The 23,534-nt window shown below is 45.4% G+C and carries 18 protein-coding genes; 12 read left to right on the top strand and 6 right to left on the bottom strand.

What is annotated here, in order from left to right; translation table 11 throughout:
- Positions 1–56: 56 nt before the first annotated feature.
- On the bottom strand, positions 57–2,213 hold the full coding sequence (locus MH144_RS17090; protein WP_239302451.1) for an alpha-amylase family glycosyl hydrolase: 2,157 nt from the start codon (positions 2,211–2,213) through the stop codon (positions 57–59).
- A 499-nt stretch (positions 2,214–2,712) separates the two neighbouring features.
- Between MH144_RS17090 and MH144_RS17095 the strand changes: the two genes are divergently transcribed.
- From MH144_RS17095 to MH144_RS17105, 3 genes are read left to right on the top strand one after another with little or no spacing between them, the layout of a single operon-like run.
- The gene (locus tag MH144_RS17095; RefSeq protein WP_239302452.1) at positions 2,713–4,089 is read left to right on the top strand and encodes an alpha/beta hydrolase; all 1,377 of its coding nucleotides are present in this window, start codon (positions 2,713–2,715) and stop codon (positions 4,087–4,089) included.
- Between the two features lie 2 nt (positions 4,090–4,091).
- Entirely contained in the window at positions 4,092–5,504 is a 1,413-nt protein-coding gene (locus tag MH144_RS17100) for a cysteine peptidase family C39 domain-containing protein (RefSeq protein ID WP_239302453.1), read from the top strand.
- Complete coding sequence (locus MH144_RS17105) at positions 5,501–6,916, top strand: class I adenylate-forming enzyme family protein (protein ID WP_239302454.1); 1,416 nt, start codon at positions 5,501–5,503, stop codon at positions 6,914–6,916. The genes MH144_RS17100 and MH144_RS17105 overlap by 4 nt, the downstream gene beginning before the upstream one ends.
- Before the next feature lie 278 nt (positions 6,917–7,194).
- Here MH144_RS17105 and MH144_RS17110 read toward each other — a convergent pair whose 3' ends face one another.
- Together MH144_RS17110 and MH144_RS17115 are read right to left on the bottom strand one after the other, a co-directional pair.
- Positions 7,195–8,967, bottom strand: a complete 1,773-nt coding sequence (locus tag MH144_RS17110) for an alpha-glycosidase (protein ID WP_239302455.1) — start codon at positions 8,965–8,967, stop codon at positions 7,195–7,197.
- 246 nt (positions 8,968–9,213) lie between these two features.
- Positions 9,214–9,792 carry a hypothetical protein gene (locus MH144_RS17115; protein ID WP_239302456.1) on the bottom strand — a complete coding sequence of 193 codons (579 nt, stop codon included), beginning with the start codon at positions 9,790–9,792 and terminating at the stop codon, positions 9,214–9,216.
- Positions 9,793–10,204: 412 nt separating this feature from the next.
- Here MH144_RS17115 and MH144_RS17120 point away from each other — a divergent pair, with 412 nt between their 5' ends.
- On the top strand, positions 10,205–13,663 hold the full coding sequence (locus MH144_RS17120) for a glycoside hydrolase family 2 TIM barrel-domain containing protein (protein WP_239302457.1): 3,459 nt from the start codon (positions 10,205–10,207) through the stop codon (positions 13,661–13,663).
- A 160-nt stretch (positions 13,664–13,823) separates the two neighbouring features.
- On the opposite strand, the gene MH144_RS17125 is transcribed toward MH144_RS17120, so the two are convergent.
- Both MH144_RS17125 and MH144_RS17130 read right to left on the bottom strand, forming a co-directional pair.
- On the bottom strand, positions 13,824–14,270 hold the full coding sequence (locus MH144_RS17125) for a hypothetical protein (RefSeq protein WP_239302458.1): 447 nt from the start codon (positions 14,268–14,270) through the stop codon (positions 13,824–13,826).
- A 38-nt stretch (positions 14,271–14,308) separates the two neighbouring features.
- The gene (locus tag MH144_RS17130; RefSeq protein WP_239302459.1) at positions 14,309–15,850 is read right to left on the bottom strand and encodes a stalk domain-containing protein; all 1,542 of its coding nucleotides are present in this window, start codon (positions 15,848–15,850) and stop codon (positions 14,309–14,311) included.
- A gap of 176 nt (positions 15,851–16,026) precedes the next feature.
- Between MH144_RS17130 and MH144_RS17135 the strand changes: the two genes are divergently transcribed.
- A complete protein-coding gene (locus tag MH144_RS17135) occupies positions 16,027–16,497 on the top strand; it encodes a DinB family protein (protein ID WP_239302460.1) in 471 nt (156 codons plus the stop codon).
- Between the two features lie 90 nt (positions 16,498–16,587).
- On the opposite strand, the gene MH144_RS17140 is transcribed toward MH144_RS17135, so the two are convergent.
- A complete protein-coding gene (locus MH144_RS17140; protein ID WP_239302461.1) occupies positions 16,588–16,743 on the bottom strand; it encodes a hypothetical protein in 156 nt (51 codons plus the stop codon).
- 165 nt (positions 16,744–16,908) lie between these two features.
- Here MH144_RS17140 and MH144_RS17145 point away from each other — a divergent pair, with 165 nt between their 5' ends.
- The 7 genes from MH144_RS17145 (at position 16,909) to dptF (ending at position 23,530) form a co-directional block, all read left to right on the top strand.
- Positions 16,909–17,124: a hypothetical protein gene (locus tag MH144_RS17145; RefSeq protein WP_239302462.1), complete on the top strand. Its 216-nt coding sequence runs from the start codon at positions 16,909–16,911 to the stop codon at positions 17,122–17,124.
- 67 nt (positions 17,125–17,191) lie between these two features.
- The gene (locus tag MH144_RS17150) at positions 17,192–17,752 is read left to right on the top strand and encodes a hypothetical protein (RefSeq protein WP_239302463.1); all 561 of its coding nucleotides are present in this window, start codon (positions 17,192–17,194) and stop codon (positions 17,750–17,752) included.
- Between the two features lie 306 nt (positions 17,753–18,058).
- Complete coding sequence (locus tag MH144_RS17155; protein WP_239302464.1) at positions 18,059–19,243, top strand: WXG100 family type VII secretion target; 1,185 nt, start codon at positions 18,059–18,061, stop codon at positions 19,241–19,243.
- 15 nt (positions 19,244–19,258) lie between these two features.
- On the top strand, positions 19,259–19,738 hold the full coding sequence (locus MH144_RS17160; protein ID WP_239302465.1) for a hypothetical protein: 480 nt from the start codon (positions 19,259–19,261) through the stop codon (positions 19,736–19,738).
- Positions 19,739–20,157: 419 nt separating this feature from the next.
- On the top strand, positions 20,158–20,625 hold the full coding sequence (locus tag MH144_RS17165; protein ID WP_239302466.1) for a SitI3 family protein: 468 nt from the start codon (positions 20,158–20,160) through the stop codon (positions 20,623–20,625).
- Positions 20,626–20,641: 16 nt separating this feature from the next.
- The gene (locus tag MH144_RS17170) at positions 20,642–21,124 is read left to right on the top strand and encodes a hypothetical protein (RefSeq protein WP_239302467.1); all 483 of its coding nucleotides are present in this window, start codon (positions 20,642–20,644) and stop codon (positions 21,122–21,124) included.
- A 624-nt stretch (positions 21,125–21,748) separates the two neighbouring features.
- Entirely contained in the window at positions 21,749–23,530 is a 1,782-nt protein-coding gene (gene dptF / locus MH144_RS17175; RefSeq protein WP_239302468.1) for a DNA phosphorothioation-dependent restriction protein DptF, read from the top strand.
- The last annotated feature ends 4 nt before the right edge of the window (positions 23,531–23,534 follow it).

Consider the following 23,534-nt stretch of genomic DNA (forward strand, 5'->3'; position numbering starts at 1 on the left):
CCGGAGCGTGCGCTGCATAAGCGCTGCTCCGGGCTTCATTAATGGATCCTGGCTAGTTATTGCCAGTTTACTGTTACTGTGGCTGTACCACTCGTCGGTGTTGTAAAGGTGTGATTGGATCCACCTTCCCACGTAATGGTAGCGCCATTCTTCTTGAAGAACTTGAATTCCAGCTGTTTCCCGGCTGGAACACTTACGTCATAATACCAAGTCGGGTAGGCGTGAATGACCTGATTGAAAGCCGGTCCAATGGAAGCTGCACCTGTGGTCCAGTTACCGAGTTCGGACACGTTGCCTGTCAGGTAGATATTCTCACCCAGCGCAGTTGTGGCATTGTTGATGACGAATCGAACCGATACCTGATCGCCGCTAAGGATGGTGAAATCGTTATAAGCATTGCTGTTCACACCATTGGCAGCTACTTTCACTGCATAGTCACCGCCTGCTACTGGTGGAATAGTGACTTTAATCTGAGTATCTTCCCATGAAGTGATGGCTGAGCCCGTAACGGCTGTTGTACCGAAGTAAACGGTACCTTTGGCAGAACCGAACCCGCGTCCGTCGATGGTAACGACGTTACCTGGTTTGCCCATTACAGGGCCAACGTGACCGATGGTCGGCGTCGTTTCACTTGCCGTATACTGCCACACAGCGGTAGCTCCTGCTGCGAGCGTGAAGGAAGAAATATTGCCTCCGCTGGAAGTAACATTGTTTCCGTTCAGCACACCGGCCAGTACATCGGTGTATGTTCCGGATGGAAGCGACGTACTCAGGTTCGTGATATTAGTTGGCGTCGTGAGATTGCGGTTAACGGCAACGACGGCTACGCTATTGCCGAATTTGCGCTCATAGATATATACATCATTGTTGATCCAGCGCTGCTGTGTGGAACCGTAAGCGATGGCCGGGTTCGTTTTACGCAGAGGCGCCAGCTTGCTGATCACGTTGAACGCTGTAGTCGATTTGGAGAAGGAAGGCATTTTGCCCCGGTTATCCGGGTCGCCGTTCCCGGTCAGATACTGCTCGGTACCATAGTAGATGGCAGGTACGCCGCGTGAGGTCAGTGTGAAGGCCAGAGCCTGCTCCAGACGGCGGTTGTTCACCGCACTCGTTTTGAAACGATCCATATCATGGTTGTCAATGAAAGTGACTTGGTCACTCACCTGATTGTAATCTGCTGCAGTAGCCGTAATCATGGAATCCAGCGCGTACATGTTGGATGTGTTATCCCGGAACACATTGCGGACAGCCGAATTGAAACGGAAATCAAGCAGACTCATACCAGATTCATTGGCAAAATCCGTGTTATCCGCATCAGGTGCAGCAGATCCCAGGAACCATTCACCGAAGGTAAATACCGGTTGGTGTGCATAGATGGATGACATCCAGTTCTTCTGCCAGCCCTGAGGCATGTGCTTCACCGCATCGACACGGATGCCGTCTACGCCCATATCCAGCCACAGCTTGATGGCGTCTTTGAAATATGTATCAATCGTGCTGTTATTGTGATTCAGATCGGCCAGATCATAGAGGTTTTTGTAAATGCCATTCTCAAGAGTGGAGAAATCGGAGCCGCCATTGTGGTGGAAATATCCGTTCGTATCATTGGTGTACCCGCCAACCAGGTTGCCGTTATCGTACAGTTTGCCATTCTCAGCGAAGGAGGTATCGGTTTCCATGGCAGGGGACGTATGGTTTGGTGCAAAATCAATAATGATTTTGATGCCTTTAGCATGTGCTGTGGTTACCAGATTCTGAAAATCGGTCATGGTCCCGAAATACGGATTGGTCTTCTTGAAATCTCTTGCCCAATAGCCGTGATAGGCTGTATTGGTTACACCACTGTAGTTGATGGTTGCGAAGATATTTTCGACAGGCTGAGAGATCCAGAGGGCCGTAACACCTAAGTCACTGAAATAGTTGTCATTGATTTTGTTGACCAATCCCTGCCAGTCGCCACCGCAATACAGCTTCAGGTTGCTGCACGTGCCATCAAAGGCAGCCCCGGTAGGGTTGTTGGACGGGTTACCATCCAGAAACCGGTCCGTAAAAACTTGATAGATGACATCGGTACTGAAATTCTGCTTGTTGGTGACAGCTGTATCCGCATCGGCATAAATCGCGGAAGCAGGCAGGAAAGGCAACGCACTGCCGGCTAGCAGGCTGAGAGTTAGCGTGGTACTGAGGAGAACGCGTTTGGCCATTTGAAACATGGTAATCCACCCTTCATGAATGTAGTAGTTTTCAACAGAAACAACTAACCTGGCTCTCGAATAATAGCGCTTACAAATGTACGAGGAGACATTCAGTGGCTTACAGACTTCCCTCCTTCGACACGCCAACAACCCCGGTATCTCCTGGGGAGTTACCGGGGTTGTCCTAAACCGCTTGGGTTTAAAAGCATGGCCCTCGAGTTATGATCACATCGTTATCGTAAGAAAAAATTACAGTTATGTCAATAACTTTCTCAAGAGAACTTTTTTTCTATTTTCATATTTACAAATGACGATTCGAGACTTAAACTATTCGCAGATCCACCAATATGAGGGCCATGTATTTTAGGACATTGATGTGTCTTGAAACAACCCCGTCTCTACTGAGGCGGGGTTGTTTGTGCATGCAGCCATGGCGGGGATGGAATAGGGGAGCGTTGGGAACCTGAATCATGTATGATTCAGAGCATTTCGGAGATGAGAGGCGGTTGATGATCCATTGAGCACGCATTCGGTCATTGAATGTCTGGAAGGTATTCGTGCGTCACGGCTGGGCAATGTCCGCAATATTTATGTTTACCTCCCGCCAGGTTATCAGGAGCAGACGGATCGCCATTATCCTGTTCTGTATATTCATGCTGGTCAGCGGGCTTTTGGTCCATCCGGACCTGGCAATGAAACGTGGCATATGGATCGAACGGTGGACGAGCTAATTACCGCCGGGCGGATCGAGCCACTGATTATGGTTGGCATTGCGCACGTTCGCCCGATTACGCACAACGAGTTCTACCATTTCATTGCACCCGAGAGGGAAGCGATAAGTGTGGGTTGTTCAGGGATCGCATACGAGCATTTCATCATTCATGAATTGAAGCCCATGATCGACCATCGATACCGTACGCTTCCGGACAAGTCCAATACAGGGCTGCTTGGTTCATCAGCGGCGGCACTCTGTACATTTCATATGGGCATGCGAAATCCGGATATCTTCGGAAAACTGGTCATGATGTCGCCGTTTTTGGTAGATGTGCAGCTGGATGAATGGTCGGAAAGCGGTCTGTTGGAAGAAGCCATGTATCGCTTGCCGGATGAGGTGCCAGACGTGCAGATGTGGATGGACATTGGGGATGCAGAAGGACTCTTCCTGCCCTCCCAGGTAAGAAAGGTTGCTCATGAATTACTTGAGAGAGGGACCGGAACCCGGGATAGCATGGCTTTTCTGGAGCAGCCGGAGGCCTGTCATCAGGAATCCGATTGGGGCGCACGCGTCTACCTTCCGTTACTGTACATGTTCGGCGAAGTAGGCCGGCCTGTGGCATTGGAATTGCATGGCAGAGAGGTTATCGGTTTATCCGGTGGAATGAACACGTGCATTAATACACGGCTTCACTATGATAGCGGCTGGGTACAGAGCCTGCTCGAAGGGAGTTATACGTCAAGCCACCCGGATGTGCTTCAGGTACGTTCGAATGGTGAATTGGTGCCTGTCGGCCCAGGCAGTGCGCTCATCACCCTGACCGTAGGAGAGTTATCAACGACTCGTCAGTATACGGTTGTTCCTGAACTGTCTGCTCGCGTTGAGGTATGTGTCTGTGCCGAAGTGGAACATGAAGAGGAGCCTGCTGAATCCATATATGGAGGTATGGGCATGAAGCTGGTTCGCACGGCAGCGGGGCGATATGAAGGGTGTTACCTTGTTCCGCGCGACAGCGGTTTTTCCTTCCGGTTCACACGTGGTTTTCGGCGTTTTGAGACGGACATGAATGGCAAGCCCATAGCCAATCGGGTCATTCGGGCAACAGATAATATGTCAGTATATTACCACATCCAGTCTTGGGGCAGTTCGACTGCCAAAGCGGGAACAGGAGGCCTATGATGATGATCCAATCGTTCGCTCCAGTCATGGACATCCCCTACTACTATCCGTGCAACTTTCCACTGATTCATGAGGTGCTTCAGCGGCAAGGGTCGATTAGCAGCCTAGCTCTGCTCGCCGCAAGCCGATTGTACTGCCTCCCTTCGTGCGCGGATAACGGGTTGGTCAAGCCTTATTTTCACAAGCTGGACTATGAAGAACCGATCTGGGAGATGTATGGGCAGCGGGAGCTGGGCAGCTTCGAGGAGGGGAAGGTGCATATGCAGCAGCATATAAGCGAAGGGGGACTCTTAATCGCTACCGGAACCAGTTATCACCTGCCATATTGCGAAGATTATCAAAACCCTGAGTACATCCGCAAGCATGTCAAACCAGGCTCTCGTCTTCATCTGGTTGATCATTGGATTGCAGTGTATGGCATCGATGATGAGCATTTTCACGTTTATGATCCGGTACCCTCAAAATATATGGGGAAGGTTTCACATGAAGCGTTTCATGAATTCTGGAAAGGAAACCAGAGCATACCCGAACTAGCTCCTGCCAAACGTAAGGAGAAGCTGCGAACCTATGGCACCATGGACGTCCGTGCAACCGGAAAGCTTGATTCTTCCGGTTATCGTGACATGTTGATCCAGGCACTGGCGACACAGATCAGCGAATTTATGACAGGCAGGACCATTACCCAAGGGGAGCGCAGATATCATTTTGGACAGGGCGTATCCCTTCACTTGATGAAGGCACTGCAGGAGACGAACGAAGGAAAGCAAGCCAATGACACGCTGGTATCGAATCTGTTGTTTGATATGCGCTGGAGCCGCTATTTTCTCCGAGATCTGCTTCAGGAGGCCGCTTTATGGCTCGGTTCTCCGCTGGATCAGCATTCCGTAGCGTTTGAGGCAATCATTGAACGTTGGGAGAAAGCATACCAATTGTTTCAGGTCAGTCGGATTAAGCAGCGGGAGGACTGGAAGGTGCAGCTAACAAGAGTAATGCATCAGTTGATAACCGATGAATGGCGCTGGTACGAAGCTCTCCGAAGTGCTGTGCCGCAGGAGGAGTGCTTCAATCGGCAGATGGTCCCGCGAACCGAAAATAGCTACAGAGATGCTCTGCTCCGCATTGTGCTGGATAGCTGCCGGGAACTGAATGCGTACCATAATACGACCATACCCCTCGACAAGGGTGGGAATGCACCGCTATATGGCCGGGATGGACAACTGGATTCACTGGAGCTGGTGTCCTTGCTTGCTGTCGTCGAACAGGGGCTTGCAGACGAATGGGGAACTGGAGCAGGAGTTGCGCTTTCAGAGATGGCCGCAGCCTCATTGCCGGAGAGCCCGTATCAAACGGTTGGTTCGCTGGTGGACTATCTTGAACGGCAGTGGCTGTCTGAACGGGAGGAGGATGCGGGATGAGCGTTCAATTCCTGCTGGAGCGATTCGTAGAACAAGGCGCGCGTCCTGCATTCATCTGGGAAGATCGGGAGTATAGCTACGCATGGCTGCTCGATCAGATCGTGATGATGGATGAATGGATTGAGGCAGATGGACTGCGTGGACAGCTCGTAACGTTGGAGGAAGATTACTCTCCCTATGCGGCCGCAGCGTTCATTGCGCTTCTTGGAAAGGGATGCATTGTGCTGCCCATGGACCTTCATCTGGTTGAAGCCAAGCGGCAGGAATATATTCAGCTGGCACAGGTGAAGTGGCGTCTTGGCATTGAAAATGACAGGTTATTGATCCGGCATAAGTCTAATGCCGGTTCACGTCCCGCTATACTGGCTGCGCTTGAGCAGGAAGCTGTGGGGGGACTCGTGCTCTTCTCATCCGGATCGACAGGTGTGAGCAAGGCTACGGTTCATCGTGCAGATCGGCTGTTACAGCGTTTCTGGCGGCAGGTACGGCCATTGCGGACGATTCCGTTTATGATGTTTGACCATATCGGCGGGGTAAATACAATGTTGCAATCGTTGTCCAGTGGAGGCTGCCTGTGCATGATTGCGGATCGTTCACCCGAGGAAGTATGCCGGACGGTTGAGAAGCATCGAGTACAGGCTCTCCCCGTTTCCCCAACTTTCATGAATCTGCTGCTGCTCAGCCGAAATGATGAGGCATACGATCTATCGAGTCTTGAAGTGGTATCCTACGGGTCAGAGGTCATGCCCGAAGCGGTGCTGGCAGCCTGGAATCAACGGTTCCCTGGGATACGAACAATACAGGCTTATGGTATGTCTGAACTCGGCATCCTGCCGACACGTTCCAAGGAACCAGGCTCGCTGTTGTTTGCCATTCATGATGATCACGTCAAGTTCAGGGTGGTCGAAGGGGAACTTCAGATCCGGACAGAAACAGCCATGATCGGTTATCTGAACGCCCCGTCGCCATTTACGGACGACGGATGGCTGCGCACAGGAGACGAAGCGGTACTGGAACAGGGTTACATCCGCATCCTCGGCCGCCGCTCCGAGATTATTAATGTAGGCGGGCGTAAGGTGTATCCGGCTGAAGTGGAGAGCATCCTGGAGCAGATGGACTGCGTTCAGGCAGCAGTGGTTACAGGAGAACCGAGCAGCATCACAGGGCAGAAGGTGAAGGCCACCGTTAAGCTTGCATCAGACTGCACGCTTGCCGAGCTGCGGCGATCGGTCTGGTCGTACTGCCAGGACAAGCTACCTCCGTACAAGATTCCACAGAAAATTGTCATTACGGAAGAGGGGCTTGTGAGCTCGAGAATGAAGAAAGTTAGAAAACCCGCAACAGCTGGTTCGCCCATGGATGAAGTTGCGGCAGCGAGGGAAGAGACTTCATCAGATCTGGACTTGGAGTAGTTGTAAGCTTATATCATAATAAGAGGTATGTTTGATGTTTAATTATTCATTAGGCTATTGGAACGCTTAATGGTGACGCGTAAGAGAAAGGGCTGGACGTTATTCAACGTTCAGCCCTTTTTATGCCCGAAAGTATAAGGTGATTAATGAATTTCAATGCATTTTTTTTATGAATTGATATATTGCGATAATGGCATGTCGTCCCGTTCTTTCGGTTATCTAAAAATAGGGTGCACGGATGGTGAAAATGTCTGAGTCTTAGACTGCTGGTCAGGTGATCAGGCTTCTGCAGGTTGTTTCACTTCGAGCTGCAGCAGGGAGAAGCCGTAAGCTTCCAGTTTCAGAGACAGTTTATTTTGTTTCGCTTCTATAGAAGTGGTCGTCAACAGGTCTCGCCAGACGCTTCGATCCGTCAGCGGCAGGTCTACACTGCAAGCTTCGTCACCAGCGTTCAGCACGATGAGGAAACGTTCGCCCGTCGCTGAATCCACTCGTTCCATCGCAATAACGGGATCGTCAGCAGCGGCATGGAGAATCTTTAACTCGGTGCTGCGCAGTGCAGGGTGCTCTTTGCGCAGGGCAATCGTCTGCTTAAAGAAGTCGAGAAGCTCAAGATTTTGCTTGGTTTCATCCCACTCCATACATTTACGACAGCCGGGATCATATCCGCCATCCAGGCCAATTTCGTCCCCATAATAGATGCAGGGTACCCCTGGGTACGTGAGAAGCATTGTAACGGCAAGCTTCATCTTGCGGATATCCCCGTCGCACAGGGTGAGCAGTCTCGGTGTATCATGGCTGCCCAGCAGATTGAAGGCAACTTCGGTCACAGGCTGGGAGTAGGCTGCGAGCAGCTTGCCGATCTCATTCGCGAAGCCGAGTCCATCGAGCTTGCCGAGAACTGCATAGTCCAGCACCGAATTGGTGAATGGGTAGTTCATCACCGCATCGAACTGATCTCCCTGCAGCCACATCAGCGAATCATGCCAGATCTCGCCGAGCAAATAAGCGTCAGGCTTGATGGCTTTTACCGTTTGTCGGAATTCACGCCAGAACTGATGATCCACCTCGTTGGCAACGTCCAGTCTCCATCCATCAATGTCCATTTCCTCAATCCAGTACCGCGCCACCTCCAGCAGATAGGCCTTGACCTCGGGATGCTCCGTATTCAGCTTTGGCATAAGCGGTTCAAAGGCAAAGGTATCGTAGGTCGGTATGCCATCTTCAATGCGTGGTGGCCAATCCCTGACGTAGAACCAGTCCGCATAGGGGGAAGCTGCCCCGTTTGCCAATACGTCAGCAAAAGGAGGGAACTCTCTGCCTGAATGATTGAAGACCGCATCAAGCACAACCCGAATGCCGCGCTGATGACAGGCATCCACGAGCTCTTTCAGTTGTTCATTGGTCCCGAAATGAGGATCCACCTTCATATAGTCGGCTGTATTGTACTTGTGGTTGGTTGTAGCCTCGAACAGGGGGCAGAAGTAGACCGCATTCACGCCAAGTTGACTTAGATGATCCAGATGATCAAGCACACCCTGCAGATCTCCTCCAAAGAAATTCGTCGGTGTAGGCTCCCCACCCCAAGGCTCGGCGTTCTTCGGACTAATGGAAGGGTCACCGTTCGCATAGCGTTCAGGGAAAATCTGATAAAATACCGCGTCCTTAACCCAGGCAGGCGGCTCAAAAATATCGACCGGATTCATAAACGGGAAATCAAAGAATTCCAGCGGATGTTCCGGCAGGGCTTCCTCGAATCCACGTTCGGTCATCCAGACGTTTTTCTCGCCCTCGACCAGCTGGAAGCCGTAACGCAATCTTCGGTAGGGAGGCTGGGCCTCAACTTCCCAATAATCGAACAGCTCATCCCGGGCAAAAATTCGCATGGGTGTGTGGGTGATGGTCTGCTCCCAGGCGTACTTATCCCCGGTAATGGCAATGACAGCATCCAGATCTCCGCGTTTGGAACGCAGCCGCAGGTGCATGGTCGACTGATCGTAGGCATAGGACCAGTTTAATTTGGGACGATGGTAAATGGCTTCAAGAATCATGTTGAATCACTCCTTATACGATGAAATTCAGATGATATTCGGCCATGAAAACGCAAAAAAGGCACAACCTCCATTGTTCACGAGGTTGTACCTTTCGGCAGCATAGCCTTTTGATTATACGGCTATTATACGAATTATCCCGGCAAAAGAAAACACTTTTTTTTCCTGAAATCTCATTTTATTTAAATGGAAAGACAGATGGATGTGCATGCCTCCGTTAGTGCTGTTCGTCTGAAGATTATTCTATTAAAAATCGTAGCCTAAGTTATTGGAGTAAGCTTGGATTTCTTTTTTGTATTGTTCCAAAATTTTGATGCCTGCGTCAATTTTGGCATTGCCTTGCTTCAGAAGGGCGCTGTTTACTTTTGTTTTGGATACGGATTTCTTGAACAGCAGATAACCTTCAAGCTGTGCGTAGCTTCCTCTGATCAGTTTGTTATGGATTTTTTGCAGTTCCGCGTTCTCCGGTTTAATCTGCTTCAGCATGGACACATACTTGGTATAATTGGGAACCGCAGTATTGTTCAATTTCAGGAAGATGGATTTGCGGTTGGCGGATGTGACATATGTGCTGCCAATGGAATCCAAGGCTTTCTTTTCATAAACAGTTGTCAGATCAAGTGCACCCAGGTAGTTCAGGAAATCTTCCTCTTCAGCGCTAGGAATCGGCTCTTGTTCCGACGTGTCCACTTCCGTATAGTTATCTTCCGAATATGTAGTGGTGGTGTCTTCCGCTGCAGCCGCATAGGAGCCAGCAGGAGCGAATACCCCGCCCAGCAAAACAAAACTCATAATAATGGATAATACCCAAGACCTCTTCTTCACCTTACATGTCCCCTATCTATAGATGTGATTTTATTCCAAGGGATAATCTAACATAGGACTACAAGAAATTACAGGAATAGTTTTACAAATATTCGGAGATCTCCGTTGTTTCCTTAAATTTGAATCGTTAGACTGATACTTTATATAGGTATAAAGGAATATCCATATGTTCAAATATGAACGCTCAGCTGAACATAAGTAGAGGTCAACAGGCAACATACAATTTGTAATGTGGATTGTTCATATAATCTCACCAAAATATGCATGAAATTAACATACATCGAAACCATCAGATGATATAATCGGTTGGAGTATCCATGTCATGTCGAACCGTTTTTCGAAAAGGTTATCGGCGAAAATCATCATTCTTATGTAACCGCAATCATAAATCACACAGAAAGTGAGAATAGCGATGAACCAGAAAAAGCTTTTTAATGATGGATGGCAATTTGCGAAAACTAAACTGGATGTTACAGAACCTGCGGGACTGGCATTCGAGCCTGTAGAGCTTCCCCATGACTGGCTGATCTACAATACGCTCGACCTGTACGAAGACAGCATTGGATGGTACCGCAAGACATTCGCGTACACGAAGGATGATCATCAACTTCTGCTTTGTTTTGACGGCGTTTACATGGATTCTTCCGTGTATGTGAACGGCCAGCTGGTTGGGGAATGGAAATACGGCTATTCCGCGTTTGAACACGAGATCACGGATGCGCTGGTGGAAGGCGATAATGAAATCATCGTCAAAGTGGTGCATCAGAGTCCGAACAGCAGATGGTATTCCGGGGCCGGAATTTACCGCAATGTATGGCTCAAAACGAGAGATCGCAATCATATCGTGACGGATGGCATCTACGTATCCATTAAGCAGCAGCCAGAGGGCTGGCAGGTTGAACTGGACACGGAGCTGAATATCGATCAGAACGCACAGCTTGTGCATACGATCCGATATGCGGGTCAGGTTATTGCGACTAATACAGCGGCGGTTACGGCTGCTGCAGGTGGAGATACAGAAGTAACGGACCGTCAGCAGATTGTGGTGGAGAACCCGAAACTGTGGAGCACCGATGAACCGAATCTGTACGAACTGGTGACTGAACTGCAAGTGACGGATGCGGACCAGCATGTACAGACAATTGAGTCGGTATCGCAGCGAATTGGCTTCAGGGACGTCCAGCTGGATCCGAACGAAGGCTTCCATCTGAATGGGGTCAAAATGAAAATGAATGGTGTGTGCGAGCACCACGATCTGGGCGCACTCGGGGCGGCTTTCAACCTGACGGCACTTCGCAGAAGGTTCAATCTGCTGCGGGAGATGGGCGTCAATGCGATCCGAACCGCGCACAATATGCCTGCCAAGGAGTTCATGGAGCTCGCAGATGAGATGGGCATGCTGATCGTCTCGGAAGCCTTCGACATGTGGGAAAGATCCAAAACGCCTTATGACTACGCGAGATTTTTCCCGGAATGGGCACACACGGACGTGAAGAGCTGGGTGAAGAGGGACCGCAACCATCCAAGTCTGGTCATGTGGAGTATCGGGAATGAAATCTATGATACCCATGCGGATGAGCGGGGACAGGAAGTAACGCGAATGCTGATGGAGTATGTACTGGAATTCGATCCAAAAGGCAACGCAGGCATAACCATCGGTTCCAACTACATGCCTTGGGAAAATGCGCAAAAATGCGCGGATATCGTGAAGCTGGCAGGCTACAACTATGCGGAGAAGTATTACGACAAGCACCACGAGGAGCACCCGGACTGGATCATCTACGGTAGTGAAACATCATCTGTGGTGCAGAGCCGCGGGATCTATCACTTCCCGTTCGAGCAATCCATCCTGGCAGATGATGACGAGCAGTGTTCCGCACTGGGCAACAGTACAACAAGCTGGGGCGCGAAGTCTGCAGAATACTGCATTCTGGCTGAACGGGATCGGCCATATTCACTGGGGCAATTCCTGTGGACCGGGTTCGATTATATCGGAGAGCCGACGCCATACCATACGAAGAATTCATACTTTGGACAGCTGGACACGGCGACGTTCCCGAAAGATTCCTACTATATCTATCAAGCAGCCTGGACCGATTACAAAAAAAGCCCGATGGTGCACCTGTTCCCTTACTGGGATTTCAGCCCTGGTCAGCTGATCGATGTACGCGTGTGCAGTAATGCGCCGAAGATCGAATTGCAGCTGAACGGCAAGACGATCGGGACATATGATATTGATCATGCCAACGGAACCCAGCTGGTTGGCTGGTGGAAAGTGCCGTATGAAGAGGGCGAACTGAAAGCGATCGCTTATGACGAGAACGGGGAGATTATCGCAACGGATGTACAGCGATCCTATACGGACGCACAAAAGGTTCGTCTGCAAGCAGATAAAGAGCAGCTGCAAGCGAATGGAACGGATCTTATTTTCGTGGAAATTCAAGTGGAAGATGAAGCGGGCAATCCCGTGCAAAATGCAAACAACCGTGTACAAGTTAAGGTGACAGGTGCAGGACGACTGCTTGGTCTGGATAACGGGGACAGTACGGACTATGATCCGTACAAAGGTCTGAGCAGAAGATTGTTCAGCGGCAAGCTGATGGCGATCATCGGGGCAACACATGAACCGGGCAGCATCCGGATCGAAGTGACCTCCGAAGGACTCCAGGGTGCAGCAGCCGAGTTCGAATCGAAGGCAGTGGAAGGCGAAGTCATGAGTACGTCCGCATCCGTTGCAACTCAGGGACAAACCGTGTTAACCGAGAACGAAGAACGTCCAGTCCTCACCGGACGTGCGCAGGAAATTCCTTTGCGTAAAATTGAGATTATCAGTGAAGCCGGACAAGCCTTCGATCCGTCGATCCAGGAGATGGTGGTTACCGCCAAGCTGTATCCTGAGAACACGTCGTACCGTGACATTGAGTGGGCTGTTGTCAACGATGCCGGTATTGAGTCCAACATTGCGAAGGTCGAAGCGAATGGTCTGGAAGTACGCGTGTCAGCGCTGGGCGATGGTGAATTCCGCCTTCGTGCAACGAGCAGCAATGGTACGGATAAAACAAAGCTGATCTCGCAGCTTGAATTCAAAGCAACGGGTCTGGGTACAGCCTACAAAGATCCGTACAGCTTCATTACTGGTGGATTGTACGATTACACCAAAGGTGATGTCGGTAACGGCAACGAACGCGGTGTAGCGACAAGTCGTGATGGGGAGACGCATGTTGGATTCCGCAATATTGACTTCGGACCTTACGGCTCCGATACCATTACGATTCCGATCTTTGCACTGTCGAGTGAGGATTATTTCCTGCAGATCTGGGAAGGCATGCCGGATGAAGAGGGCAGTACGCTTCTGGCTGACGTGGTCTACCAGAAGGAATCCAGATGGAATGTGTATCAGGAAGAGACGTACAAGTTGTCCAAGCGGCTGAGCGGCATTACATCGATCTGTTTTGTACTGAAGCAGAAGATTCATATCAAGGGCTTCTCGTTCGAGCGTCAGAGTCGTGCATTTGAGCAAAATACAGCCGCTTCATGCGACCATCTCTACGGCGATACGTTCTCGATCCAGGATGAGTATGTAGAGGGGATCGGTAACAACGTATCACTGGAGTTCGAAAATATGGACTTTACGGCAGAAGGCACGTCGAAGCTCGTCATCTATGGCCGTTCGCCGATTGATAAAAACACGATCCATATCCGCTTCGCTGGCGAAGATGGACAGAGCAATCAGCTGGTCGAGTTTACGCACTCGGAAGGGTATGAGGAACGGGTATTTGAGCTTGAACAGGTATCAGGTGTGCAAAAAGTGACTTTTATCTTCCTGCCGGGAAGTCAGTTTGACTTCGGATGGTTCCGGTTTGAGAAGTAAGTGGTTTTAAGAGAAACACGGCCTTATAGTAGAGTAAATTTTTCAAATAAAATAATTAAATAAATTAAATCCCCTTCAAGCTGTGTGATTTAAGTTCAGATGAACCTAAACCGCATGCGTGAAGGGGATTTTGGTATGTAACCTATTCGCGTGCGAATGTTTAACGGAATTGTTCCGCACGTATAGAAAGGTCCATGTCATGCCCTATTCTGCTGTAGATGTACACTTTGACACTAGTATCTTGCAAGGCAAGGAGATTCACTGTCTTTTCACTGTTTTTGCTGATCGTGGTCTCCATAGGTTCACTGTAGTCGTCGATATACAGGTTCATATACATGGGATGATTACTATGATTTTCAATGATGATGTCGGCAAGTGTTCCATTGTCAGCAGCCATCGTGAAGCTGCCGGTGTATGCTGTACGGCCTTGATGATGAGTCTCAAGGATGAGAAGGGAATTCGGATCGGGCTTTACTGAATCTTCTGCAGCATTGACCGCCTTGGATGACGGTTCAGTAGGGGATTTCCCTTCCGCATTCAATGTACTAACGGGCATGAGCAGGACTGAGCAAACGATACCTGCACCCATGATCTTTTTTAACCACATTGTAATAATCCTCCTGTACATAATGAATATTCTCGTTGCTACGTATCACTTTGGATAGCTAGCTTGCTTGTCTCTTCATCCCAGTTCACAGTAAGCCCCAGGGCCTCGAATACTTCAAAGGGAACAGTGGTCGCACCTGAGTAATTACCTATTGGTTCTGGTAATGAAATGGATTGACCTGTAGAGGTAGAGGTGAAATTCACCTTGGCCTCCGTCTCGTTGGGACGGATTGTGACGGTACGATCTTCATATTGCAATGAATAATCTTCGATTATTCCGTTTGCCTTGTTCATTTCAAATGTTGCCCCAATCGCTGCGGCTACGGCTCGGACTGGAAGTTGAACGGTATGTTGGGTTTGGACTGCCGAATACGTGGACTGAAACAGATCATCGTTGATATACACATCAATGCCCAGCTTGGCCTGAACGGGTTGGTAAACCATGCCTCCAGATGATGTTGCAGGTGCTCCAGCCTCCTGATACTTGTCACTTCCCCAACCCCAGACAGTTCCTTCGGAGGATAAGGCAAGACTGTGGTGATACCCTGCCGAAATATCGGTAATACCCGACAGATGCTTAATTCTGCCTTCTTTTCCTGTAACAGAACTTCCGTAGCTGTACACCTCACCCGAAGTGGTTAACAGTAGAATATATTGCGAATTCCCGTCCATCTGCTTCACCTTGAGGTGGTGATGCAGAGCAACTGGTTTGCCCTTTTCGTCCAGGTCCCACACTTTCCCGTTTTGGTCCAGTACAAGCAGGGACGTATCTGTGCTTGTGATCGATGATATGTTGGACAGGCCCTTTAACTTGGCTGGTTTGGACGGGGTTTTGTCTGGTTGGTTTGGTTCATCCCATGTCCACAGAGAGCCATCCTTCTTCAAGGCATATCCTTGTTGGCCGGATGATCCTACCTGAATGATGTCCTTCAATCCACTTATTGCGTGTGGGCGGTGAACTTCAGAATCGTTTCCTTGAGTCCCTTGGCGCTGCCATGACATAACTGTACCGTTCCGGAGAAGAGCGATGTTGAAAGAACCAGTCACTATATCCTTCGCAGAGGAGATGCCTTCGACTTGGTAGGGAAGTGTACCAGCGCCCCATTCCCACACGGTTCCATCTGCCTGAACGGCTACGTTAATCCCACTTTCTGCAGCTGAAATAGCTATAACATTCGAAATTCCTGGAATGCGAATGGGACTGGACGTATGGCGGTAGCGGATGTCTTCACTGACACCAAGCTCTCCGAACATATTGCGACCCCAAGCCCAGACGGAACCGTCACTTCGCAGTGCGATCGTATAATAATGAGCCGCTTCCACAGCGGTATAGTGAAGTTTATTTTCAGTGATTGCTGCGGTGGTATGGACCGTAGATGTACCGCTGGGTGGCAGCGGAGTTGCTGCTGCGTATGATATGGGGGCATGGCCCAGCCCCGTTAATAGGGTTGTGGATAACCAAGTAGAAGCGACCGCCAGGCGCCAACTACGCGCAGGTTTACTTTTTACAGGGGGATCGGGTCGTATGAAGGAAGTTTGGTTTGGGTTCGTTCTATGATCAGATGGCTTCGGCCAACTCATGGAATCGCCTCTTTTTCGAGTGGGTTAGGAGAATGCGGTTTTTCTATATTTCTAAACGTTCTTAATAGTGATGAAGTTACAGAGAAATGATAAAATGCCTATATATTGAAAATGTTTTAGATCTAACTATGTGAATCGATGGACCATTCAGGTAAGGGAGAAAAGGAGGATGAACCATGAAGTTTAGTGAAGATGTACTATGGAATCAACTGCAGGATGTGAGGGGATTTACGCTGCACGTGTGCGACTCTGTGGATGAAGGACAGGTTCATGATGTACCGAAGGGATTCAATAACTCCATCCTGTGGAATGTCGGACACATCATTCTGGACCAGGATATGTGGTTTCATTATCTTATTGCTGATGACTCGAAAGTTCCCGCGGACTATGCGAAGTTCTTCGGTTATGGGACAAGCCCGGCAACGTGGGATGCCGCACCCCCATCCTGGACCGAATTGATGGTGCGTCTAAGGGCGCAACCAGATCAATTAAAAAACAAATTTGCAGGTCGTCTGGAAGAGCCGCTGCTCCGGGAGAGCGAGTTAGGCATGAGTACAATCGGCGAAGTGATTCCGCGTACGCTCTATCATGAGTGGTACCATCTGGGATACATTCAATCTATTCGCAGATGTCTGAGTGTATCTTAGCGGGTTGATGCCTTGATATATTAAAATTGTGGATTGGGAAAAAGCCTTGGAATAGAAAATAAGAAAGAGTTAACTCATGGTGATCATGAATTAACTCTTTTTCAGTTCCAGTGTATATGGAGAGTAAGTGCTATGTTCCAGCGGTGCTGATTCGTCAGACACTTCAACTGCAAAGTACAGTATGATGGGGAGAATGAATATAATAAGGCCGATGAATATTGCTATGATGATACTTTTTTTGTTCAAGTGGACAGGCTCCTTTCTAGAAATAAGGTTTTAGATTTTTTTTGGAACTGTAACATATTTAACCAATGTAAAAGACATAAGATTAATCATATGAAGTACGTGCAAATATTTATGATGTAAAAACACTCTATCCAGATATGCATCGTTAGGAAGGGAGGGAGAACTTTGGATAGTAAGATGACAGATGTAGAGATATTAAATCGAGTAATTAAAGGAGAGGTAGTGCGTTGTCCTCTTTGTGGAGAAATATTATTTTATCAAACAGTAGAGCAGGGACTACCTCCGGCAGTGATTTGCCCCAAAGGTGACTATCATCTGAAAATAAATATTACCAGTGGAAATCTGCTAGATAGACTAGGTTTAAATAGCAAGGAAAAATAGTATCGGTGAGCGATTGCAGGGTGGTGCTCAGAACAGAAGATATCTACAAGAGAAATGGAGAAAGAACATGTCATTTATATTAATTGAAAGAGAAGATAAGCCTGTTCGATTGCGTGGAAACCGAGTGATCCCGTCAACAATAACGGTTCATAACAAAGATGGTCTCATTTTAGGAGACTATGTGGGCTTCAGAAGTGGACTTCAAGTTAAACTGATTAACTATGGAGGAATGATTCTGGCTGCACCTGAAGCTAAATATGCGTACAAACTTGGAAATTTGATCCCTGCTACATTGAGTGAGGAAGTAGTTCATTGCCATGCCTCCGAGTTGTTTGTGAGGGAGGAGGAGTTGCCTGCAGTGCGAGAGTATTCTTTTTCTGTCATACATACGGAAGATATGAACCAAACGTACGACGAGATAACAACATCAATGTGGATACCAGGGAATATTTACGTGGGACAAGAACAGGAGTTGTTATCTTGGATAAAAATATTAAATCAAGAGATGGTGGTCATTGGCATGATAATATCAGGTGAAGACTGTGATGGGGCTGTCGTCTTTGTTCCCACAATGGATTCGTCTAAGATCATTTCAATTCGAGGAATTCATGAATCAACATCTCACTAAGATTTAATAAATGATTGTCTGAATTACACCCGCCAGCGTAAAGACAGATAGAATTCAATATAAAGATTTGATTTGTTATGTATAAGAGATATTCTTAGAAATTGTTGTTGTGGTGATGCTTCAAGCAACAAGATTAGATAGCAGTACTGAAGTAAGTGTGCATTAATGCGAAATTACATTGTATAGAATGTTGCTCAACTACTGTATAACCTTAGAGAAAATGAATCCCTCGTTTGATTCCAATCCTCCTTTTGACTTGTTAAAATTTAGGTATATATACTACGGTCAGGTTGGCGGTGAAGATGAATGCAGCGAATTGAGGTTCACCCTGATGTATTAGATGAAAAGGCGAGGTTCGTCCAGCAAAAGAAACAGGAACTGGAGCGGATGGTCTGGGAACTGGAAAAATCGATCTACCTATTGCAATCTGATTGGTCAGGTGTAACAGGAGAACGATTCTTTTGGGACTTCATGCAAGTAAAAGAAGTTTTCCCTACGACATTGGGAATCTTGGATAAAATCCAGAATGAGTTTACCTTTGTAGCCAAAAATTTCAGGACAACAGATGGCTCAGGTGAGGTTGCCCTTTATATTCCTGAAGAGCTTAAACCAACTTTTGCTAAGGGGCTTGCGGATGGTTCAGTTGGAGAAACGGTAACAGGATTTGGGCAGACGCTGGAAGCTTTTATCTATAGTCCGTTAAGTACGGCGGGAAGTCTGGCTTATGCCTTCACTCTGGGTAGGGCGGTTGATGCAGGGCGAGGCATTAAGTTCGCTTGGGATGCATATTGGGGAAATGGAACAGCAAGATCTGATGTGGAGCAATTTGTAGAAGATCAGAAAAAACAGATCGACCAGGATGGACTTGGTTATTACAGCGGATCTATGGCGGGTCAGGTACTGGCCTATGCTTTCTTTGGCAAAGCGTTTCGGGCTGTTGAGAACAAGCATAGCGATCTGGGCGGATCGGGTGGAAGTAAGCCGGAGTCAGGGAAGGAAAATGGGGGTACAAGTAAAACTCATTATTTAGTATCTGTTAACAAATTTGAAGACCAAATTCGAAATGAACCTTTGGAACATGGACAGTTTTTTGATCAGAATGGTAATTTAATTGGTGAAACAATTGTTGGAACTGAAAAATCTATAAACTTAAGTAACCATAAAGAATTGGCTAAAGATACAGTGTTTACTCACAATCATCCAACCAATGGTCCCTTTAGTCTTGAGGATATAGCCACAGCAATGGATTTTAATATGGAGGAGATAAGAGCTGTATTACCAAACGGAGCTAACTTGAGTATGAAAAGAGGACCGGAAGGTTGGAAAGAAAATGCAGAAGACCTAGGGAGTATATTCGCTAATGTTCAAAAAGAGTTAAGAAATGATCCCAAAGCACAAGAATATTTTAAAAATGGTAATAAGGATGCGGTATGGGATATGCTATTTGACAGAGTATCAAAAAAAATAGGTGGGGAATACACAAAATCCTAAAAGGTAGGTTAAACAATGAATAAAGATTTTCTTTATACCAAGCCATATGTTCCAGGAATAATAGATGATACTCCAGTCGATTTGGAATCTTGGTTTCTAGATGATTCAAGAGAGAGAATGGAAGAGAAAGTAAGAAGCAGCTCTCTTAATGACCTAATTATTGAGTTGATAAATATATTTAAAGAAGGAGAGCCGAATTACCAAGTTCTCTTAGGTTTATTTGGTGAGAAAATAGTTAAGGAAGTTCGAGAAGAAGAAAATGTCTATAGTGTAAGTCAAATTTTACGTTCTGATGAAGATATAAAAAAAATCGAGATAGAAACTGAAGATGAGAGTTTAGCTATAAAAAAAATGAGTATTTATGTTGATTTAGCATCATTTGCTGCAGTTGAGAAGGATATGACAAACACAAACGTTCATATTCTAACTAGTAAAACAAGTGATTCCCTCTCAGTTCATATCAACGGTAGGACAATCTCTTTAATTGTAACGTAACAGCACTAACTAAGTAATATAATAGTCAATAAAAGTATAGCTCCACAACGCAAGATTATTCTAAGTTTCCTAACGTGATTTGTTGATGAATTGACAGTTTCCTAATACGGAATAAATCGTGTAATTTGAGGAAAGATGAAATTAATTGAGTTGTGGTTCAAGGGCATTTTTGAACAGGTACATTATGGTCTGAAATTACCATAGTTGACCTGTTTTTGTTTACTTTGTTCACTAGTGATTAGATCTATTAGTAAGTGTGAATATACATCATTTAAAAACGTACAGAAGATATCTGAGGAGAAATCCTGAATCTATTGGTCTTGGTGATACTAAAGAGAATATTGGTGTAATCGCTAAACAATTTTTGCGAATTTGAGAAACTAAAGCTGATAAAAGAATTTGTTTTTGGAGGACTCATATTGGCGATTGACTGTTCTTTAAAATGTGAAGAAGTATTTTTGACAAAAGAAATAGTTATCAAGCAACTAGCAAACATAGACATTACTTGTGATGAAGTAACTTATTTAGAAAAAGGATTTCGAATTGACGAAACAATAAATAAACTAGGTTTTTCAATATCTTTAATTGATACGTCAAGTAGTCCATTTGGATACGAATCCGAGTTCCTTATGGACGATTTTAACTATAAGCAAAGCTTGAATTTTCGAATAGATAATGATTGGGATAGCGTTAATGCAATTACTAACATTCTTAGACTGGTCTTCGGAATTATTGACACGACGAGAGGTAACGTTTTGTTTCTATTAAATGATAATGAATGTATGTATCATATCAATGGCACTTTAAAAATAAACAATGAAGATGGGTTCTGGGATCGGGAAGTCTATAGACGATTTATTGAAAATAGGGTTTATCAAGAAATGTAAGGGTGGTTCTGAAGGAGTGAGTTCTTTAATTTTTTTGAAGAATATAGATAACTATTCCCCTGAATCAGCGATAGATTCATTCAAGCAGGCAGCTCAGAGAGCAGATATGTTCTGTATTCTAATGAAAACAAAATATAGTAGCGATCGAATTATATCTGCCGAAGGGACACTTTCAGAAGTGGATGAATCTACTTTTAAAAGTATAGAGGATAAGGAGAACCTGAAGTACTTTACGTTTAACGTTAGCCAGATTGAAGAAGACTCATATGACAGTTTTACGTGGTTAACACAACATGGAAACTATTTTTGGGCGATGGACATTGAAAATATCAACCACGAGTACGAATTCATTTATAAATTTGTAATCGAATATTTTAAGGTTAATGTCGACGATTATCTATGGTTCGATGATGCTGATTGGTATTACAATGCTGACGATATACTGAAATTAAGCCAATTGCCTTATGACCCTAGATGGTGTAGTGAAAAGATTGTCTGAGATATGTTATCTACTTACTACAGAAATTCAGTGAATTAAGTAAGCACTTCTACCAAAAAAAAGAGTAGAGGTGCTTTTTGCTATGGATTCAAAACAACTAATGAAATCTTCCACATGTTGGACGATAATATAGTAGAAACATTATATAGCTCTAACCTGTACATACCGAATATCCACAACCATCCTACACCCACACGAGGTATTTCCATGAAACAAGGCATATATGAACAGCTTATCAACACAATCACCAGGCAGGAGATTTCCGCACTAGATACGGATGTGTATAACATTGGGACTGAGAAGCGTACAGGAAAGAGGACGCATTATTATTTGTTACTCAAGTTTGAATTTAACGAAAAAACATGTGGAAATAATACCTATAAATCTTAATTTTGTATCTTAAGAACCATAAGTGTGGTATATTTATCCTATAAATGTTATTTAGGGTAGGTTAATGATTCGCAAAGTTGCAAACTCTTTTGATATATCATCTGAACTTCATGTATGCGGGGCCAAAGCATGGTCTATTACACGTGTAACAAAGTATTGTGAGAGACATGGTTCCTATGGGAGAGCTGTGTCTTTTTTTGTTGTTTTAAAAAATAAGTGTTTTGGAGGATTTTTATGTCTACCAATATTCATTTCATTGATGTTCTAAAACGCTGTAAACAATCTTCGAAAGAAGCTGTTGAAAATCTGGAAGGCTTCAGCGAATTCAAAAAATACATGCATGTACAGAGACCAGTGGAGAAAGAACTCGAGCATCATATAAATGATGCTAATCAATCCAATCAAGCTCAATTAATCTTGGTGTGTGGTGGCGTTGGTGATGGTAAATCGCATATTCTATCTTTTTTGAAAGATAAGTATGCTTTTTTAACGGATTCTGATCGTTTTTATTTACATAATGACGCAACAGAGAGTTTTTCCCCGCGGAAAACTTCGATTGAAACTTTGGCCGAGGTTTTGAAGCCATTTTCTGATGAGGAAATTGGGAAAGAGCAGAAGATGAATATTGTTCTAGCCATTAATCTTGGTGCATTGAATAACTTCATAGATGCTGATGAGGGAAAGAAGTTCACAAGACTGAAAGACTATGTTCATGCAAAGAAAATTATGGATTCCGTATTAATCGAAGAGGAATCTGTGGATGATCATATTTTTAAATATGTTAATTTTAGTGATTATCATATGTATGAATTGACGGAAAATGGGCCCAAGTCGAGTTACATAAAAGGGATTCTTCAGAAAATTACTCAAAAGTCTGATTATAATCCATTTTACCAAGCTTATCTTAGAGAAAAGAATGATTATTCTGAGATTACTCAAAAAAATCCGATTATTCAAAATTATGAGTTGTTACAACATGATGATATTCAAGAAAAAATTATAGATTTATTGATTCAATCCATGGTCAAAGAAAAACTGATCATTTCGACTAGAGCCTTACTCGATTTTATTTACAATATACTCGTTCCTTCCTCCATGGATAATGTAGAACATGAAAAGTTAATGGAATTGATTGAGGATCAAGACTTTCAATCGTACACAGCGTGCTTGTTACCTTTTCAATTATTTGACCGAGAAGATGCTTCTACGATTCATCAAGCAATTAACCATATTAATCCAACACAATATCGTACAGAGATGCTTGACCAACACCTGATCGATTTCAAATCTCGAAAAGATGGTGCTTATTTATTTAGTCAATACATTGATGTTAATCGTGCTCCTTATTTTGCGAAGTCACTGGTTCCAAACTCCCCTTGGAAGAGTGAGGACAAAAAAAATAACCTTTTTAAGAATGATTTGATTAAATTATTTGTTTATTTATACTACTTAATTCCTAGAGAGCCCCATAATTCATTTGAAGATCAAGTTTACAATCAATATATGAATTATTTATTTCACTGGAATAGAAAGTCATGGAGTAAGTTATCCAAGCTTTATCGGGAAGACGTTCGTGATGCTATATATAAATGGAATGGTGAGGGTCATGGAGGATTAATATATGTACAAATTGGACAACCGCAAACTCACTACTATGCGTTACGAAAGTTAGAAATTGAACCTGCCCTAGAGCGTGTTGATCCACGTCAAGAAGAGACATTGATGAAGTTCCTTCCTATGCTTACGATTGCTTTTAGGCCAAAAGGGGGAGAACCTGTTGAAATTGATATTGACTTTTCATTGTATTCTTTGCTGATTCGAATCAAGAATGGTTACCGACCAAACAAAAAAGATAAGTTTCAATTTATTAAATTTGTTGAATTTATTGATCAACTCAGTAGTAAAGGTAACGACAAAAATGAGCTCATTTTTGAGAGTAAGAAGTTTGGAAAGTCGCAACGTTATCGTTTGACCTATGATGATTTGTTTAACCAATATTCATTTACGGAGATGTGAAAAT

Source organism: Paenibacillus sp. ACRRY, from assembly GCF_022346995.1.
GTDB lineage: Bacteria > Bacillota > Bacilli > Paenibacillales > Paenibacillaceae > Paenibacillus.

Bases quoted from the DNA above. Each gene is read 5' to 3' on its own strand.
- MH144_RS17090 (WP_239302451.1), bottom strand. From the start codon at position 2,213: ATGTTTCAAATGGCCAAACGCGTTCTCCTCAGTACCACGCTAACTCTC.
- MH144_RS17100 (WP_239302453.1), top strand. From the start codon at position 4,092: ATGATCCAATCGTTCGCTCCAGTCATGGACATCCCCTACTACTATCCG.
- MH144_RS17105 (WP_239302454.1), top strand. From the start codon at position 5,501: ATGAGCGTTCAATTCCTGCTGGAGCGATTCGTAGAACAAGGCGCGCGT.
- MH144_RS17110 (WP_239302455.1), bottom strand. From the start codon at position 8,967: ATGATTCTTGAAGCCATTTACCATCGTCCCAAATTAAACTGGTCCTAT.
- MH144_RS17120 (WP_239302457.1), top strand. From the start codon at position 10,205: ATGAACCAGAAAAAGCTTTTTAATGATGGATGGCAATTTGCGAAAACT.
- MH144_RS17125 (WP_239302458.1), bottom strand. From the start codon at position 14,270: ATGTGGTTAAAAAAGATCATGGGTGCAGGTATCGTTTGCTCAGTCCTG.
- MH144_RS17130 (WP_239302459.1), bottom strand. From the start codon at position 15,850: ATGAGTTGGCCGAAGCCATCTGATCATAGAACGAACCCAAACCAAACT.
- MH144_RS17135 (WP_239302460.1), top strand. From the start codon at position 16,027: ATGAAGTTTAGTGAAGATGTACTATGGAATCAACTGCAGGATGTGAGG.
- MH144_RS17150 (WP_239302463.1), top strand. From the start codon at position 17,192: ATGTCATTTATATTAATTGAAAGAGAAGATAAGCCTGTTCGATTGCGT.
- MH144_RS17155 (WP_239302464.1), top strand. From the start codon at position 18,059: ATGCAGCGAATTGAGGTTCACCCTGATGTATTAGATGAAAAGGCGAGG.
- MH144_RS17160 (WP_239302465.1), top strand. From the start codon at position 19,259: ATGAATAAAGATTTTCTTTATACCAAGCCATATGTTCCAGGAATAATA.
- dptF (WP_239302468.1), top strand. From the start codon at position 21,749: ATGTCTACCAATATTCATTTCATTGATGTTCTAAAACGCTGTAAACAA.